Consider the following 15,398-nt stretch of genomic DNA (forward strand, 5'->3'; position numbering starts at 1 on the left):
TTGATTCGGTCAGTTGTCTTTGGTTTTCAATACAGCGAGGAAGGCGGACTGAGGCAGCTCTACGTCGCCGACCATCTTCATCCGCTTCTTTCCTTCTTTCTGCTTCTCGAGCAGCTTTCTCTTTCGTGAGATATCGCCGCCGTAGCACTTCGCAAGAACATCCTTGCGCAACGCGTTAACCGTTTCCCTTGCGATAACCTGGCTGCCGATCGCGCCCTGGATCGCGATCTTGAACTGCTGGCGGGTGATTTCCTCCCGCAGCTGTTCGCAGACATGGCGGGCCTTGTCGTAGGCGTTCCCCCTGAAAGAAAGCTGGGACAGGGCGTCTACCGGCTTGCTGTTAATCAGAATGTCTATCTTGCACAGATCAGTCGGTTTAAAGCCGATCACGTCGTAATCGAAGGAAGCATAGCCCCTGCTCACGCTTTTCAGCCGGTCGTAGAAATCGAAGAGAACTTCCGCCAACGGCATTTCATAGACGATTTCCACGCGCTTTTGATCGAGATACTGCATGTTCGTCTGAATGCCCCGTTTTTCGACGCAGAGGCTCATGATATTGCCGAGATACTGGCTCGGCGTAATAATGGAGGCGCGGATATACGGTTCTTCAGAGCTCTCGATTTTTCCCTCGTCGGGATAGGAAGCCGGATTGTCGCACATCATTTCCTCGCCGGTTCGCAAATGAATCTTATAGGCAACGGAGGGCGCTGTGAAAATGACGGCCTGATCGAACTCCCGTTCAAGGCGTTCCTGAACGACTTCGAGATGGAGAAGGCCCAGAAATCCGCAGCGGAATCCGTGGCCGAGAGCTATCGAAGAATCCTTCTCCCAGGTGAGGCTCGCGTCGTTGAGCTTGAGTTTTTCAAGCGCTTCGCGAAGCTCGTCGTATTCGTTCGTATCCATGGGATAAATCGACGAAAAGACAACCGGCTTGACTTCCTTGAAGCCGGGCAGAGGGCCGGCAATCGGATCGTCGGCGTCTGTTATTGTGTCTCCGACTCGCACGTCCTCGATCGTCTTGATTCCGGCGATGATGTATCCTACGTCCCCAGCCGCGAGCTCCTTGGAAGGAACGAGCTTGAGAATGAAAATTCCGGTTTCCTCGACCTTGTATTCTGTTTTCGAGTTCATGAACAGAATAGTCTCTCCCGGGCGGATCGTTCCGGTGAATACGCGGATGTGGATGATTACGCCGCGGTAGGGATCGTAGTGGCTGTCGAAAATAAGGGCGCTCAGCGGATCTTCCGCGCTGCCTGTAGGCGCGGGTATTTTCGCGACGATGGCTTCAAACAGCTCGTCGATTCCGGTTCCCTGTTTCGCCGACACAGGAACGGCGAGATCCGGATCAAGGCCGAGATCGTGTTCGATCTGTTTCAGGGTTCCCGGAATGTCGGCGGCGGGAAGATCGATTTTATTTATAACGGGCAGTATTTCCAGATTGTGTTCGAGGGCGAGATACATGTTGGACAGGGTTTGGGACTCGACTCCCTGAGCGGCGTCGACGAGAAGAAGAGCGCCCTCGCAGGACGCGATAGCCCGCGAAACCTCGTAGGTAAAGTCCACATGGCCCGGAGTATCGACGAAATTAAGAAGGTAGCGTTTCCCGTCCGCGGCGACATACGGAATCGTCACCGCCTGGCTTTTTATCGTGATGCCCCGCTCCCGCTCGATGTCCATATTATCGGTCATCTGGGCATGATAAAACCGTTCGTCTACGACCTTCGCTTTTTCAATAAGGCGATCCGCGAGGGTCGATTTTCCATGATCAATGTGGGCTACGATGCAAAAGTTGCGAATAAGCTGGGGATCAGTCATATTCGCATGATATTAGAAATAAGATGGACTGTCCAGAGACGCGGAAAGGCCGATGAAGGCGTCCAGATAGCCGCTTTTCCGCCGTTTGGTGTACAGCTGGAGAGCGACGTATCCGTCTTTATGCTGAACGTCCAGATTGCGAATTTCAACGACGTCCTGCTCGGAAAAGCCCGATTCGTCGGCGACGCTTCCGCGCACAACGGAACGAACCATGTACTTTTTCGAGTTTCCGACGCGCTCAAGGTCCAGCCCCATTATCGGCAGAAGAGCCCGGTTTTCGATATCGCGCTCGAATATGAGCGAGCCCGGCCGTTCGGGGCGTTTATCCACCATGACGAACCAATCGCGGTATTCCTGTTCAAGTTCGCCGGTGAGCGCCGGAATGCCGGTAACCCGAACGATAGTGCCCGGGCGTTCGCGGATAAGCGCGTACTGGAGCTCCTCCAGGTTTTTGACCGGTTGTCCGTTCAAGGCGGTGACGACCGCTCCCTGCGGGATGCCGGCGATTTCCGCCGGTGAACCCGGAACCGAATACACGACGCTAACCCCGCCGGGCGCGGATGTCCCCGGAAGCGCGATGCTCTTTCCGTAGACTCCGAACCATGAATGCGAGACTTTGCCGCCCTCGTAGAGAACCGGGAGGATCACCCGCAGGTATTCGACGGGAATGGCGAAATTAAGACCTTCATAGGTTTCTATTCCGGCGAATACGACTGCCTGCACGAGGCCGGCTTCGTCGACGATGGGCCCTCCGGAATTGCCCTGATTTATCGGCGCGTCTATCTGAAGCACGCTTCCCAGAGACAGGAGCCGGCGATTCAGGGCCGAAACGATGCCGGAGGTGAGCGTCTGCTCGAGGCCGGCAGGCGAGCCGATTGCGTATATGCGATGGCCCGTCTTCAGTCCCGCGGACGAGCCGAGGCTGAATATGGCGGGAGGCTCGATCTCGACCTTCAACAATGCGAGGTCGAGAACCGGGTCCCATCCGATTACCCGAGCGGGTATGCGAAGATCGGGATCCTGCGGGGTTTTAACGTACAGCCTGGAATATCCCTCATAGGAGGGATCGACCTCGCTGGAAATTACATGGTAATTGGTAATCAAATATCCCCGCTGATCGATATAGAAGGCCGATCCGATGACGCGGTTCGCGTACCCTACCCCGCTCTCGATTTTCAAGCCCTGATCGACCCATACGGTTACGGTGCCCTTGATCATGCGGGACACGACTTCAGATGAAGGCGCGTCGTCCTCTGGAGTAGACGCAAGAGGAGCGTCGAGCTCGGACAAGGTGCGGTTTCCCTCGTTTTTCCAGGACTGGTTTCTTCCATTAATAAGCTGGCTTTCGGTCCACGCGTCGCTCTTCATTCCCAAAGCGGCAAGCGAGCGGTAATAGCGGATTGCGTCGCTCCAGCGGCCCGACTCCACAGCAAGATCGAGTTCGGAGCGGACCTTGCGAGATGCTTCGGAATACAGCGACTCGACGTCGGAATAGCCGGAGGAATTATCGACAAGGGCGCGGGCGCGGGCGAGAGCCTCGACCGGATGATCGGAGAGAACCTTTCTCGTCTTCTCGATCTCGTACTGAATCGCCCTGTCGTCGGCATAGCTTACATAATACGGTTTTTCGGGCGTCGAGAGGCATGATTGCAGAAGGACGGAAACGGCAGCTATCAATACGCCGGAGCGCATCCGCGCCGGAAAATGCTTATTCATCGGAGATCTCCACATAGGTATTCCCGCCTGAACGGAGCACGACGCATACGCGGCCGTCCTTCAGGACAATCGTAGTAACAACTGAAGAGCCGGCAGGGTTAAGGGATTTCATAATAGAGCCCGAAAGATTCCGCGCATCGGAAGGAATGGAACCGAGCCACCACAGATCCGCGGCGGGATCGCGGAGCACCGGAACTATTCTTTCGCCCCTGCGTACAGAACGGGGCTTTCCGTCGGCGAGGCTGACAACGACGGGATCGCCGTTTTCAGGATGAACGAAGGCAAGGGTTTCGCTTCCGTCTGTTTTTTTCTTCCAGGAAATTTCCGATAATCCGTCCTCGTCCGAGTCCCAGAATATCGACGTATTTCCCGCAGAATCGGCTTCCTCGCGATATTCCATCACCCTGTTCGCGTTCGAATCGATCTCGATCCGCGATATTCCGGTCGCGGGATCGGAGAACGCATGAGTCTCGAAATAGCCGTCGCCGTCGCGGTCGGTCATAGTGCGGACGGGATAGCCCTTTTCATAGGCGGTCCATGAATACACGAGGCTTCCCTCGCGGGATTCCGAAGTAAGGGGCACGCCGTTCTGCAGCGAAACGCGGGTTATACCGCCGGGACGGGACGGATCGGTTTGCGTAAAAAAGGCTGAATGCGCGACAAGGGCTGTTTCAGTCGGCACTGACGACGAGGATTCCGGACGGTAGATGACGAACGGAAAGAGCGAATCGACGAAGGACGGCGAGTACGAACGGACGGGCGCCCAGGAAAGGGAAAGAGGCTTGAGCATATATTCCCTGCCGGAAACGGCTACCGAACGTAGGCGGGGATATCTATCCCAGACAGCATCTCCCCTTCCTCCCGCGAACGAGGCGCGAACTGGCAAACCTCCGTCGCACTCAAGCTCGTAATCTGCCGCGCCGTCCTGGTTTTGATCGACGCTGATCGTTTGGGGAAGACCCAGACGGTAGGAGATCCGCGCATCGATTATGCCGTCTCCGTTGACGTCCTGAAGAATCGTTCCATCATAACCCTTCATCATCGTCTTGAAGCGGGCGACGGCGGAGGGAGATCCCTGCAGGCGCGCATACCGCTCGAGCAAATCAAGGGGAATTCCGGAAGAGCTCAAGGACGACAATTCGTCGAGAGCCTCCTCGGAGGAAATGAGTCCGTATTCAAGCGCGTCGACCGCGGAGAGGGGATTCGGATCATGTTCGAGGCGGTCGGTCCTTCCCATTCCCCGATAGATTCTGATGTACCGCTCGCGCGCCTCCGGATCATGCAGAAATGGAACCGCAAGCAGATACAGCTCGCGATTCTGATTTTCCCAAAGATAGAGGCGGTCCACGATTTTCGAGGCCAGGGCAGCCGCATCGGGAGTCGGCGAAAGAACGCGTTCCCGCGTCATAAAAAGAGCGGGAAAGCGCGAGTCGAAGGGCCAGCGCTCCAGGGCGGCGGATACAGACTCGCGGGCTTCCGGGATTCTCCCCGAGCCGTAGAGGGCGAAGGCTTTCACGTAATCGGCGTCCGCGGATGACCGATCGGAGACGAGAGACAAGAGCGAAAAGGCGTCGGAGTAGCGGAGGGTTTCCGCGTAGAACCGGGCGCAAAGCGTTCGGGCTTCAACCGGATCGTAGGCTCGCCAGACCATGCCCTCGGAGAGAGCGGCTTCCAGACGCGCGATGACATCGGCGCGGGGAGAATCCATGGCGATGAGGGAAAGCGCTTCTATGTAGGGAAAATCGGCGAGCGCGCGCTCGTACGACGAGCCCATCGCCGCGTGAAGAGAAGCGGAAGCGTAATCGGAACGGGATAGGGCCTCGACGGCTTTTTCAAGAAAGTTGACCGCGGTCGGAGACAACGGGCGCGAGGGAAAATCCGTACGAACCGCGGCGATAACCGGCTGAGCGGACGGTTCGGCAGGAGACTGAGAGTGCAACCCCGCAACACAGGCTGCGAGGAAAACGGCGGCGGAAAAAAAACGCCCTCTATTGCAGAAGCATTCAGCTGCGCCTTTTGTCGTCACTTGCCGGCAACCCCTCCGGATGCAGGACCGAAGCCGAGCATCGCGCGAATTTCCGCGTCGTCGAGAGTTTCTTTCCGAAGGAGCTCCTCGGAAAGCGCGTCTAGCTGGTCCCGATGACCGGATAATATATCTTCGGCCCGTTTCCGGGTTTCATCCAGTATTTTTCTCACTTCCGAGTCGATCTGCTTGGCGGTGTCCTCGGAAAATTCCCGATGCCGGGCTATTTCCTTTCCGATGAAAATCGGTTCCTCCTCCTGGCCCCAGGCGACGGCTCCGAGGGCGGAAGACATGCCGTATTCGCACACCATGCGGCGGGCAAGCTCGGTCGCCTGCTGAAGATCTGAGCGGGTTCCGGTCGTAGTTTCCCCGTACACGAGGGTTTCGGCGACGTAGCCGCCGTAGCAGATCGCGATGCGGTCGAGAATCCATCCCTTCGCGCGCGAATAGGAATCGTTTTCCGGAAGGGAGATGGCGACGCCGAGGGCCTGGCCTCGGGGAATAATCGTAACCTTATGCAGGGGATCGGCGAATTCGAGGTGATAATGCAGCAGGGCGTGTCCGGATTCATGGACAGCGGTCATGCGCCGGTCGCGCTCGGGCATCACCATCGAGCGGCGCGCCACGCCCATCAGAAGCTTGTCGCGAGCTTCCTCGAAATCCGCTGAATCGACTGTTTCCTTATCCTTGCGGGCGGCGAACAAAGCGGCTTCGTTCACCAGGTTCGCAAGATCGGCTCCGCTCATTCCGGGTGTCGCCCGCGCGAAGCGTTGAAGGTCGACTTCGGGGGACAGCGGTATTTTCGAAGCGTGTATGCGCAGGATCGCCTCGCGTTCGCGGATGTCGGGCATCGCGACCACGACCTGGCGGTCGAAGCGGCCGGGACGCAAAAGAGCCGGATCAAGCACGTCGGGGCGGTTCGTCGCCGCGAGAATAATGACGCCGTCCTTGGTTTCGAAGCCGTCCATCTCGACCAGCATTTGATTAAGGGTTTGTTCGCGCTCGTCGTGGCCGCCGCCGTATCCGGCCCCACGCGTGCGGCCTACGGCGTCGAGCTCGTCGATGAAAATGATGCAGGGCGCGTTCTTGCGTCCCTGTTCGAACAGATCGCGCACGCGGCTCGCGCCGACTCCGACGAACATTTCGACGAAATCGCTTCCGGAAATATTGAAATACGCGACGCCCGCCTCGCCGGCGACTGCGCGCGCAAGCATGGTTTTTCCGGTTCCCGGCATGCCGACCAGAAGAACGCCCTTGGGTATGCGGGCGCCCATCTTCACGAATTTCTGGGGATCGCGGAGAAACTGCACCACTTCCTGCAGTTCATGCTTCGCTTCTTCCTGGCCGGCAACGTCGGCGAAGGCGATCTTCTTGGAACCCTCGTACCGATGAGCCCGGCTTTTTCCGAATTGAAAGGCCTTGTTTCCCTGACCCTGATTCTGGCGCATCATCATGACGAGAAATACGATGAGGAGAATCGACGGTCCGAGCTGGAGCGCGTAGAACCAGAGCGATACCGGCGTTTTTCCGCCGGCAACGCGTACCTTGTGCTCTTCGAGCAAGCTGAGGAGAGCCGGATCGTCGTAGGGAATAGAGGTGACGAAGAGTCCTTCGCTGTTGCGGACTTCGCGCAGCACTCCCTGTATCCGCGACCCGTCGACTATTTTGACGGATTCGACCTGATCCTTCTGCACGCGGGAAATAAACTCGGAGTACGATATTTCGCGGCCGGTCTCGCGGCCGATGCCGGTAAAGAGGAACAGAAGAAAGGAGGCGACGGCGACGATGAAAATAATCAGAGCGAAGCGTCCGCCGGCGGGGGATTCGCTTCCGCCGCCGCGATTATCAGAATCTTTTAGTGCCATGATTTCCTCAGTGAGTTGTTATCAAGTCGGGGAAGCCGTACGGAGATCCCCAGACAGCGCGGACGGCGCCGCCCGCTTCGATGACCGGAATCGAATCCCGCAAGTGCATCGGGACGGCCCAGTCAGTATATATCTTTTTCAAAACTTTCCGCTTTCCGTCGGCCCTTACGACGACATCTCCCGGCTTGCGGGAACGGATGGTCAGCGGAAGGGGGAAAACACAGTCGAGAGAGCCGATTCTCGCACCCGATCCTTCAGGAACGATCGCGACTAGGCCGTGCGGCAGCTCGCATTCGCACGGACCGGATACCAGCACAGGATAGCCTCTTTTGGTATTGTGTACAATATCGGAACCGAAGAAAACCCCGCTCCGATCGGATATGAAACGCAGGCTGGATCCTGAAATCCGTACTGAAGAATGCGCTTCGGGGCGGGGAGAAGCGGCGATGGACATCAAGAGTTTCGCAGGAACCCGGTGAGAGGTTTGCAGCAAAGCGAGGCCCGCTTTCAGGAAACGCAGACGCCGGGCCGGATGAAGGGCATAAAAACGATCGGGGGAACACGTAAGTCCTGATACTTCAATTTTCCACTCAGGATATTCTGTCGCGGAAAAAAAGGATTCGTCCAGCTCGGCATGAAGGAGGCCCGTTTGCACGCCGGTGCGCCATCCGGGAAACTCGGAGTCGAGAAAGGGCATCAGCCGAGAACGTATGTGATTCCGCCTGTAGGAAATGTCCGCGTTCGTGGAGTCTTCCCGCCACCGGATGTTTTCGCGCCTCAGCCAGGACTCGATGTCGGAACGCTCTAGATGCAGCAGGGGACGAAAAAAGCGGCCGCGGATGGTCTGTATGCCGGCGCGCGAGCCGCCCTGCAGAAATCTCATGAGGACCGTTTCCAGCTGGTCCGAGGCTGTATGGGCGGTGAGAACCCATGATTGCGGGCGGGATTCCAGGCACCGCTGGAAAGCCTCGTACCGCAGATGCCGGGCGGCGTCCTCGATGCCCTTGCCGCGCAAGGCAGCGCAGGAGAAAACCGCTCCCTCAGCGAGAATTTCAGTTCGACAGGGAACGGGGGGACTGAGGGACGCGCAAAGCTCCACGACAAAGCGGAGGTCGCCGCCGCTTTCGCTTTCCGGACGCAGCCGATGATCGACGGTGACGGCTTCCAGAAGATACCCGAAGCGGCTCCGCAACGAATGGAGGATCATCAGCAAAAAAACCGAATCGGCTCCGCCGGATATCGCCACGATGAAGAGAACGCCCGCTAACGACGGCAAACCCGTATATTGCAGAAACCGCGATAGAGATTCCTCGACTGCTTTTTCCTGTACGCCCTGCATATGCCCGCTCTTGCTCATTCTTTACAGAATAGCAAAAAAAAAGAGTCCCCGAAAGGGGACTCCCTGCAATTGAAAGCGCTTTAGGGCGCTTCCCTCATGCGATCTTACTTCGCCATGCGGATGGTGGCGATGGTTTTTTCCTTGTCGGAAAGGATCTTCACGCCTTCGGGAAGAACAATGTCCTTCACATGGAGGGAATGATTCAGCTCGAGGTTTGAAACATCGACGATAGCCTTCTCGGGAAGGTTTCTCGGAAGACATTCGACTTCGATTTCCTTCGTTCCGTGTTCGAGAACGCCGCCCTGGCGGACGCCGACGGGAGCGCCGGAAAGCTTGACCTGGATCTTGGTGCGGAGAATCTTGCCGGCTTCGACTACGTAGAGATCGACGTGCTTGACCTGATCCTTGATGATATCGTACTGGACATCCTTGACGAAGGCCAGGACATCCTTGGCGCCGTCGAGGCTTACATCGATGATGGTACTCTCGGTAATGGTGGCGAAAAGCTTGGAGAATTCCAAAGCATCGATATCCACCATGGTGGACTTGCCTTCGCCGTTATACATGACGGCGGGAAGCCTTCCTTCCTGCCTCAGAGCCTTGGCGGGTCCCTTTCCCATTTTGGTGCGGGTTCGCGCGGACAATTTCTTTTCGTTCATGATGAACTCCTTTCATTGCGTGCCCCTTCCCCGATGCAGCGCATCAGGATCTGAGCCTCGCATGATAAATAGAAAGACCGCCTCAAAAAACGGGCGGTCTTACTGGGACGGAAGGATTCGAACCTTCGGAATGACGGTACCAAAAACCGTTGGCTTACCACTTGCCGACGTCCCACTGCAGTCGAACACGGCGGAATCCCGACGGCCAGACTAACACACTCAACAGCGGCAAATATATCAGGAAAGCATAATTATTACAAGTCGGCCGGGTCGGCGGCTACGGTTTCCTCGATATTCCCTGCTTCGAATTCCGCTAACACCTTATCCTGAAGCCGGGTTCTGAAATCGGGGCAAATGGGATGCGCGACATCCTTATATTCTCCGGTCCGGATCTTGCGGCTGGGCATGGCGATGAACATCCCCGTTTTCCCTTCGATGATTTTAACGTTGTGAATCACGAAGCAATTATCGAATGTAACGGTAACGTACGCTTTGAGTTTGCCTTCCGTTGCGACCTTTCGGATACGAATATCGGTTATGTCCATACTTTTAACTCCTTTGCAGTAGAAGCACCAGGCGCGGGAAAATACCCGTTTACCATTGTACTACTGCATTCGGCCGGACGCAAGCAAAAGAAATTGAAAGCTTTTTTCGAAACGGCAGGAGGCCGTCGTCCATGCATCGCGAGCCACCCGGGCGTCGTTAAAAAGCCCGTACACCGATGATCCCGACCCGCTCATGTCGGCAACGGCAGCACCGGCGGAAAGAAGAAGCTCCCGGGCTTCGCGAATGACCGGGTAGCGTTCCTCCAGAGGCGCGGTAAAACTATTTAAAAAACCCCATGACGCAGGACTCCCCGCGTAGCGGGAGGGAAGCTCGGAGAGAGGAGGAACCGAAGACAGTTCTGCCCTGCCGGCAGAACTCCACTCGTCCACCAGACGATAGCCCTCCGGAGTAGAGCTGTGAACTCCCGGCCAGATCAACACGCCGAACAAATCGGTTCTGGATCTGATAGGGCTGATCAGCTCGCCGCGTCCGGTAACCACTGCCGCGCCTCCGTAGATGAAGAAGGGAACGTCGCTTCCTACCCGGGAACCGATTTCCGCGAGAGAGGCCTGACTCAAACCGGTTCCGGCAAGCGAGTCGAGGGCGATCAATACCGAAGCGGCGTCGGAGGAACCGCCGCCGAGGCCGGCTCCCGAAGGAATTCGTTTTTCCAGATCAACCCGGACTCCGGCGGTGAAACCGGTCGCCTCCCGGAAATAACGGACTGCCCGGGTTACGGTGTTGTCGGGAGGCAGTTCCATTCCCCGGCAAGCAAAATCGCAGGAACCCTGTACGTCCGTCAGAGAGACGCGAAGCTTGTCTGAAAGCGAAATTGATTGAAAGATGCTTTCAATTCCATGAAAACCGTCGGCCCTCGGGGCAAGAACCCGCAGATGAAGATTCAGTTTCGCCGGAGCGAATATGTCGATTTGCTGTATACTCACAGTCCGCGATTATACAACACCCCCGGACTTTGTCAAATTTCAACTTTTTTTTGAAAGAAATTGCGAGAAATGGAAAAAAAACGTTTGCATAGTTGACATACATGAATGGTCTCAATTATGTTTCAAGGGAACCGCATAAATGCCCTCCCGGCATAATCACTGTAAACGGACGGGAAGAAAACGAATGCTTACCAACATTGATCTAGAACGGGATTCCACAAGAAAAACGTACGTTTTCGAAGATGCGTACGACGACTACGAAGACGACGACTTCGAAGACGACGCTCAAGACGACTTCGACGACTTCGGCGACGAGGAATCGTTTGACGATGAAAGCGACGACGACAGCGATTTCGACGACTTCGGCGAAGACGATGACTTCGGGGACGAGGACGACGATTTCGACTACGAGGACGACGACCTCGAGTACGACGATTTCGACGAGTAAAGCCGTTCTATCTGCAAAAAAAAGGCCTGTCCGCCGATGCGGGACAGGCTTTTTTCTTTATGAGCGCAGCTTGATGCGGACCGAACCGGCGCGCATCAGAGAGGTCTTATTCGGCAAGCAGATTCGGCGCGCCGAACCACAGCTTTTCCAGATCGTAAAAGCCGCGCGCCATAGGCGTCATCAGATGAACAATGACCGGACCGAGATCAATCAAAGTCCACTCGTCGCCGTCGGGAAGCTTGCGGCGCGCCGGATGAATTTCCAGATCGAGAGCCTTAAGCTGCTCGTAAATGTTCTTTTGCAAGCCCCGGGAATGGGCGCCGCTGGTGACGGTAGCGATCACGAAATAATCAGCCCATGAATTGCGGCCGGTAACGTCGAGAACGACGACATCTACGCCCTTGTGATCCTGTACCAGCTTACCCAGCTGTACGGCTGCATCGCGCAGGGACACTGTCTTTTCCATATTACTCCTATCGTACGTAACGGCCATTGAAATCCCGGCCCAGGATGATGGTAAAATCTACAATCGCTTCAGTTCCGTAATCCTCAGGATTCGAAGCATCCACGCTCGCGGTTTGCATATTATCGCATTGAATGACTTGAGCTATCGAAGAAGCCACCGTCGCGTTACCTATTCTATCAATAATTACTGTTTTATCCAACTCGGACTCTTCGGCGTTGCCGACTCGTATTACGTCGTAGCCGAAGCTCTGATACAACTCCGAGGTGTTTTTAGCCAATCCCTGGCTGCGCGTACCGTTGAGGATTTCAAGAGAATACACCCGCTCCTGCGCCGCGCTTCCGTCGGATGCAAGGCCGCCGAGGGTCTGCTTGACGATATCCTTGAGCAATTGCCCGTCGTAGAACGGAAAGAGCATGTCTTTTCCGTCGACGTTTCGCAGCGATCCGGTAACTCGCTGGGGAACCAGACGTTCCGCGTCTATCTGCGATAGCTCTTTCAGCAGAAGGGATAAAGACGAATCGGGCACGTTCGCGTCCACGCAGGATCTTACGACGGGAAACACCGACTTTGAGAACACAAGCGAAGATTGATCTGACAGGGCTCTGAAAAAAGCGAGAATCGCGCGCTGCTTTCTCGCGGCCCGCTCTCCCTCCTGATCGAGTGGATCGCTGTAGCTTATATAGGTGCGCAGCTTATCACCGTCCAGGGTGACGCCGCCGGAAGGGAGCAGGACGCGCGCGTCGCCCTCCGTCAGATCCACAGGAGTCGGTATGAAGACCTCCAGACCGCCCAACAGATCCGTCATCCGGGAGAAGCCGTCCACAGTCATCGAAATGCGGAACGGAACGGATATGCCGGTCAAAGTTTCGATCTCCCGGCGGAAATCCTCGATTCCTCGTTCTGCGTACAGAGAATCGATCCGGTCGACCCTGCCGAGGCTGCGGATGATCAAGCCGGTTTCGCCGGGTATGTCGAACATGGCTGCCCGCTTGCTTCCGGGATAGTACGCCACTATGTTCGATGAAACGGGAATTCCCCCGTCCTCGAGCACGATGAGCACTTTCAGGAGCTTGTCGTTGGCCAGGGAATCCTTTAGCGGATCAACCTTCATGGAAAAAACGAGTATCGCCACTGCGCCGATGAGGATCGTCAAAATCGCCAACAGAAACACGATGCTCCTGTCCACCCGAAAACCTTTCATTAGGAAGCCCTCCCCTGCAGATTCGCGAACATTGCGAGCGTGGTCGGGGAAACGTTCTTTCCCCTCAGGGTAAGATAGCGGATATTGTCTTCAAGAACCAGCCGGACCATGCCTAATAAATCCGAACGGAGTATGATGTCCCGAAAGTCGGGAGACACGCCGCTCCTGCCGGGTTCGATTTTATCCGCGACGAAGACGATCATGCCCAGCGCGTCCAGCTCAGGATGGCCGAAGGTATGATGCCTCACCGCTTCCAATATCGACCGGTCCGCGACTCCGAAATCCCTTTCAAGCAATACGGCGGCGGCCCGACCGTGCAGAAGCGAGGGCTTGTCTGCTTCGATGGCCGACAGCGGCAAGTTGTCCGAGGAAGCAATTTCCAACAGCCACTGCTCCTTGCCGGACTTGCACATGTCGTGCGCCAATCCGGCGAGAAAACCCGACTCGGGAGGAAGACCGAACCTCAGGCATAAATCCCGGGACATTTCCGCAACCCTCAGGGAATGTTCGTAGCGCAACGGCGCGAGAACCGAGGAAGCATACGAATCGATGCGGGAAATCAAGGTTGAAGGGTCAGCTGTTTTGATAGAGAGCATTGTCTAAAATATACCGGTATACCGCTTCCGGGACAAGAGATTCCCAGGAAGCCTTTTCACGAATCCGGGAGCGGATGTCCGAAGAGGACGCGTCTACCAGATCGTTGGCGAGCAAGCGATGCGGAAACTCCGGAGCGGAATTCTGATCTCCGCCGGGACGGCCCGCGAGTATGATGTCCGCAAAATGGGGAATGAGATCGGCCTCGCGCCACTGCGAAAAACCGGAGGCGAGATCCCGGCCGATGACTAAACCGATTTTCCCTTCCAATGAAGACGAATACCTGAGGGTCAGCTCGCGCAAGGTTTCGATCGTCCAGGAGGTTCCGCCCCTTTGAATTTCGCAATCGTCGACCTCGAGCCAGGCTTCGCCGGCGACGGCAAGTCGCAGCATCTCAAGGCGCTGTTCCGGGGTAGCGCCTGAAGACAGAGCCTTGTGCGGAGGCGAAGCGGCTGGTATCAGGAACACCCGCTCGTAGCCTAACAGCGAGTGTACCGTTCGCGCCAGCGAGAGATGGCCGTTATGGACAGGATTGAAAGAACCGCCGAGGACAGCAAGGGTCACTTGCGCTTTCCTCTCCGTTTTCTATTCAAGCTGACGGTAGCGCCGAAACTATCAGAGTCTTCGGATTCTGTCGGCGATTCCGTCGGATTCTCGGGTTCGTCCGGTTCGACAGTCATAAAATGGGGAATTCCCGCATATTCCATGGCTGCTTTTTCGGCCTCAGCCGCGAGTTCTTCGGCCTTTCCGTTCACCATGCGGATGAACTCTTCCCTAACCTCGTCCAAACCCCACCGGTTATGCACCGATATGCCGAATATCTTGAAATCGGGATACCGTTCTACCAAAGCCGCGAAACGCTCCCTGCCTTCCGGTACGTCGAGCTTGTTGGCAATGATGACCCGATCCTTGGAAACAAGTTCTTCCGAAAAGTTTTCAAGTTCCGCGGTGAGTTTTTCGTACGAATCGAGATAGTCCTCGGAATCAAGATCGATAAGGAAGGCGAGGCCCGCCGAGCGCGAAATATGCTTGAGAAAGCGGAAACCGAGACCGAGACCGTCGGAAGCTCCTTCAATGATTCCGGGAATATCGGCAAGTATGATGTCCTGTTCTTCGTCGACCCTGAGGACGCCGAGATTCGGAATCTTGGTCGTGAACGGATAAGGAGCTATCTTGGGCCGCGCGTTTGTAAAAAAGTCGAGAAGAGACGATTTTCCCGCGTTCGGGAATCCGACGAAACCGATATCGGCGATGATGTTCAGCTCGACCTTCACAAGACGCGATTCGCCGGGCTGTCCGGGGAGAGCCGTTCGGGGAGCCTGATTCGTGGAGCCCTTGAAATGGACGTTGCCCCAGCCGCCGTTTCCGCCTTTCAGGAAGACGAAGCGGCCGGAATCTTCGAGACCGAAGTCGTGGATTAGCTCGCCTGTTTCAGCGTCGCGTATGAGAGTTCCGGGAGGCAGGAAGATGACGCAGTCTTCGCCGTCTTTGCCGTGGCACTTCTTTCCCTGGCCGTCGCCGCCGGTCTTTCCCTTGAATTTCTGTCTGTGGCGCAGATGAACCAGAGTTCTCAGGTTTCGGCGGACTTCGAAGATCAAATCTCCGCCCCTGCCGCCGTCTCCGCCGGAAGGTCCTCCATGAGGAATATATTTCTCGCGGCGGAAGGCTATGCAGCCGTTTCCGCCCTTTCCGGAAGACACTTCGATAAGCGCTTCATCAGCAAATTTCACCATATGCGTACACTCCTTCGGCGGTTCGAAGCTGATTCATAGCCTGAAAAGC

Annotated in this window: 14 protein-coding genes and 1 tRNA gene; 1 reads left to right on the forward strand and 14 read right to left on the reverse strand. The window is 56.2% G+C overall.

Annotated features, from left to right (window positions below; genetic code table 11):
* Window positions 1–9: 9 nt before the first annotated feature.
* The 9 genes from lepA to ispE all read right to left on the reverse strand — a co-directional run bounded on the left by lepA (window position 10) and on the right by ispE (window position 10,907).
* The gene (gene lepA / locus K7J14_RS10880; RefSeq protein WP_230756088.1) at window positions 10–1,815 is read right to left on the reverse strand and encodes a translation elongation factor 4; all 1,806 of its coding nucleotides are present in this window, start codon (window positions 1,813–1,815) and stop codon (window positions 10–12) included.
* A 12-nt stretch (window positions 1,816–1,827) separates the two neighbouring features.
* A complete protein-coding gene (locus tag K7J14_RS10885) occupies window positions 1,828–3,531 on the reverse strand; it encodes a S1C family serine protease (RefSeq protein WP_230756089.1) in 1,704 nt (567 codons plus the stop codon).
* Entirely contained in the window at window positions 3,524–5,557 is a 2,034-nt protein-coding gene (locus tag K7J14_RS10890) for a tetratricopeptide repeat protein (RefSeq protein ID WP_230756090.1), read from the reverse strand. The genes K7J14_RS10885 and K7J14_RS10890 overlap by 8 nt, the downstream gene beginning before the upstream one ends.
* Complete coding sequence (ftsH, locus tag K7J14_RS10895) at window positions 5,554–7,419, reverse strand: ATP-dependent zinc metalloprotease FtsH (RefSeq protein WP_230756091.1); 1,866 nt, start codon at window positions 7,417–7,419, stop codon at window positions 5,554–5,556. Before ftsH ends, K7J14_RS10890 begins: the two co-directional genes overlap by 4 nt.
* Window positions 7,420–7,426: 7 nt before the next feature.
* Window positions 7,427–8,776 carry a tRNA lysidine(34) synthetase TilS gene (gene tilS, locus K7J14_RS10900; protein ID WP_230756093.1) on the reverse strand — a complete coding sequence of 450 codons (1,350 nt, stop codon included), beginning with the start codon at window positions 8,774–8,776 and terminating at the stop codon, window positions 7,427–7,429.
* Window positions 8,777–8,862: 86 nt separating this feature from the next.
* The gene (locus tag K7J14_RS10905; protein ID WP_230756094.1) at window positions 8,863–9,417 is read right to left on the reverse strand and encodes a 50S ribosomal protein L25; all 555 of its coding nucleotides are present in this window, start codon (window positions 9,415–9,417) and stop codon (window positions 8,863–8,865) included.
* Between the two features lie 102 nt (window positions 9,418–9,519).
* A tRNA-Gln gene (locus K7J14_RS10910) sits at window positions 9,520–9,592 on the reverse strand.
* Between the two features lie 79 nt (window positions 9,593–9,671).
* On the reverse strand, window positions 9,672–9,962 hold the full coding sequence (gene spoVG / locus K7J14_RS10915) for a septation regulator SpoVG (RefSeq protein WP_230756096.1): 291 nt from the start codon (window positions 9,960–9,962) through the stop codon (window positions 9,672–9,674).
* A gap of 60 nt (window positions 9,963–10,022) precedes the next feature.
* On the reverse strand, window positions 10,023–10,907 hold the full coding sequence (gene ispE, locus K7J14_RS10920; protein ID WP_230756098.1) for a 4-(cytidine 5'-diphospho)-2-C-methyl-D-erythritol kinase: 885 nt from the start codon (window positions 10,905–10,907) through the stop codon (window positions 10,023–10,025).
* Window positions 10,908–11,091: 184 nt separating this feature from the next.
* Here ispE and K7J14_RS10925 point away from each other — a divergent pair, with 184 nt between their 5' ends.
* On the forward strand, window positions 11,092–11,355 hold the full coding sequence (locus K7J14_RS10925) for a hypothetical protein (RefSeq protein WP_230756100.1): 264 nt from the start codon (window positions 11,092–11,094) through the stop codon (window positions 11,353–11,355).
* 106 nt (window positions 11,356–11,461) lie between these two features.
* Here K7J14_RS10925 and rsfS read toward each other — a convergent pair whose 3' ends face one another.
* Genes rsfS through obgE form a run of 5 tightly spaced genes read right to left on the reverse strand, consistent with a single transcriptional unit; the run spans window position 11,462 to window position 15,349 of the window.
* Window positions 11,462–11,821 carry a ribosome silencing factor gene (gene rsfS, locus K7J14_RS10930; RefSeq protein WP_230756102.1) on the reverse strand — a complete coding sequence of 120 codons (360 nt, stop codon included), beginning with the start codon at window positions 11,819–11,821 and terminating at the stop codon, window positions 11,462–11,464.
* Between the two features lie 7 nt (window positions 11,822–11,828).
* Window positions 11,829–13,022 carry an LCP family protein gene (locus K7J14_RS10935; protein WP_230756103.1) on the reverse strand — a complete coding sequence of 398 codons (1,194 nt, stop codon included), beginning with the start codon at window positions 13,020–13,022 and terminating at the stop codon, window positions 11,829–11,831.
* Window positions 13,022–13,618, reverse strand: coding sequence for a bis(5'-nucleosyl)-tetraphosphatase (symmetrical) YqeK (gene yqeK / locus K7J14_RS10940; RefSeq protein ID WP_230756104.1), 597 nt, complete (start codon window positions 13,616–13,618; stop codon window positions 13,022–13,024). Before yqeK ends, K7J14_RS10935 begins: the two co-directional genes overlap by 1 nt.
* Complete coding sequence (gene nadD, locus K7J14_RS10945) at window positions 13,596–14,180, reverse strand: nicotinate (nicotinamide) nucleotide adenylyltransferase (protein ID WP_230756106.1); 585 nt, start codon at window positions 14,178–14,180, stop codon at window positions 13,596–13,598. The genes yqeK and nadD overlap by 23 nt, the downstream gene beginning before the upstream one ends.
* Window positions 14,177–15,349 (reverse strand): GTPase ObgE, encoded by a 1,173-nt coding sequence (gene obgE, locus K7J14_RS10950; protein ID WP_230756108.1) that lies wholly within the window; start codon window positions 15,347–15,349, stop codon window positions 14,177–14,179. The genes nadD and obgE overlap by 4 nt, the downstream gene beginning before the upstream one ends.
* Between the last annotated feature and the right edge of the window lie 49 nt (window positions 15,350–15,398).

Source organism: Teretinema zuelzerae (assembly GCF_021021555.1).
Lineage (GTDB): Bacteria > Spirochaetota > Spirochaetia > Treponematales > Treponemataceae > Teretinema > Teretinema zuelzerae.

Bases quoted from the DNA above. Each gene is read 5' to 3' on its own strand.
- ftsH (WP_230756091.1), bottom strand. From the start codon at position 7,419: ATGGCACTAAAAGATTCTGATAATCGCGGCGGCGGAAGCGAATCCCCC.
- K7J14_RS10935 (WP_230756103.1), bottom strand. From the start codon at position 13,022: ATGAAAGGTTTTCGGGTGGACAGGAGCATCGTGTTTCTGTTGGCGATT.
- tilS (WP_230756093.1), bottom strand. From the start codon at position 8,776: ATGAGCAAGAGCGGGCATATGCAGGGCGTACAGGAAAAAGCAGTCGAG.
- yqeK (WP_230756104.1), bottom strand. From the start codon at position 13,618: ATGCTCTCTATCAAAACAGCTGACCCTTCAACCTTGATTTCCCGCATC.
- spoVG (WP_230756096.1), bottom strand. From the start codon at position 9,962: ATGGACATAACCGATATTCGTATCCGAAAGGTCGCAACGGAAGGCAAA.
- obgE (WP_230756108.1), bottom strand. From the start codon at position 15,349: ATGGTGAAATTTGCTGATGAAGCGCTTATCGAAGTGTCTTCCGGAAAG.
- K7J14_RS10925 (WP_230756100.1), top strand. From the start codon at position 11,092: ATGCTTACCAACATTGATCTAGAACGGGATTCCACAAGAAAAACGTAC.
- rsfS (WP_230756102.1), bottom strand. From the start codon at position 11,821: ATGGAAAAGACAGTGTCCCTGCGCGATGCAGCCGTACAGCTGGGTAAG.
- K7J14_RS10905 (WP_230756094.1), bottom strand. From the start codon at position 9,417: ATGAACGAAAAGAAATTGTCCGCGCGAACCCGCACCAAAATGGGAAAG.
- K7J14_RS10885 (WP_230756089.1), bottom strand. From the start codon at position 3,531: ATGAATAAGCATTTTCCGGCGCGGATGCGCTCCGGCGTATTGATAGCT.
- lepA (WP_230756088.1), bottom strand. From the start codon at position 1,815: ATGACTGATCCCCAGCTTATTCGCAACTTTTGCATCGTAGCCCACATT.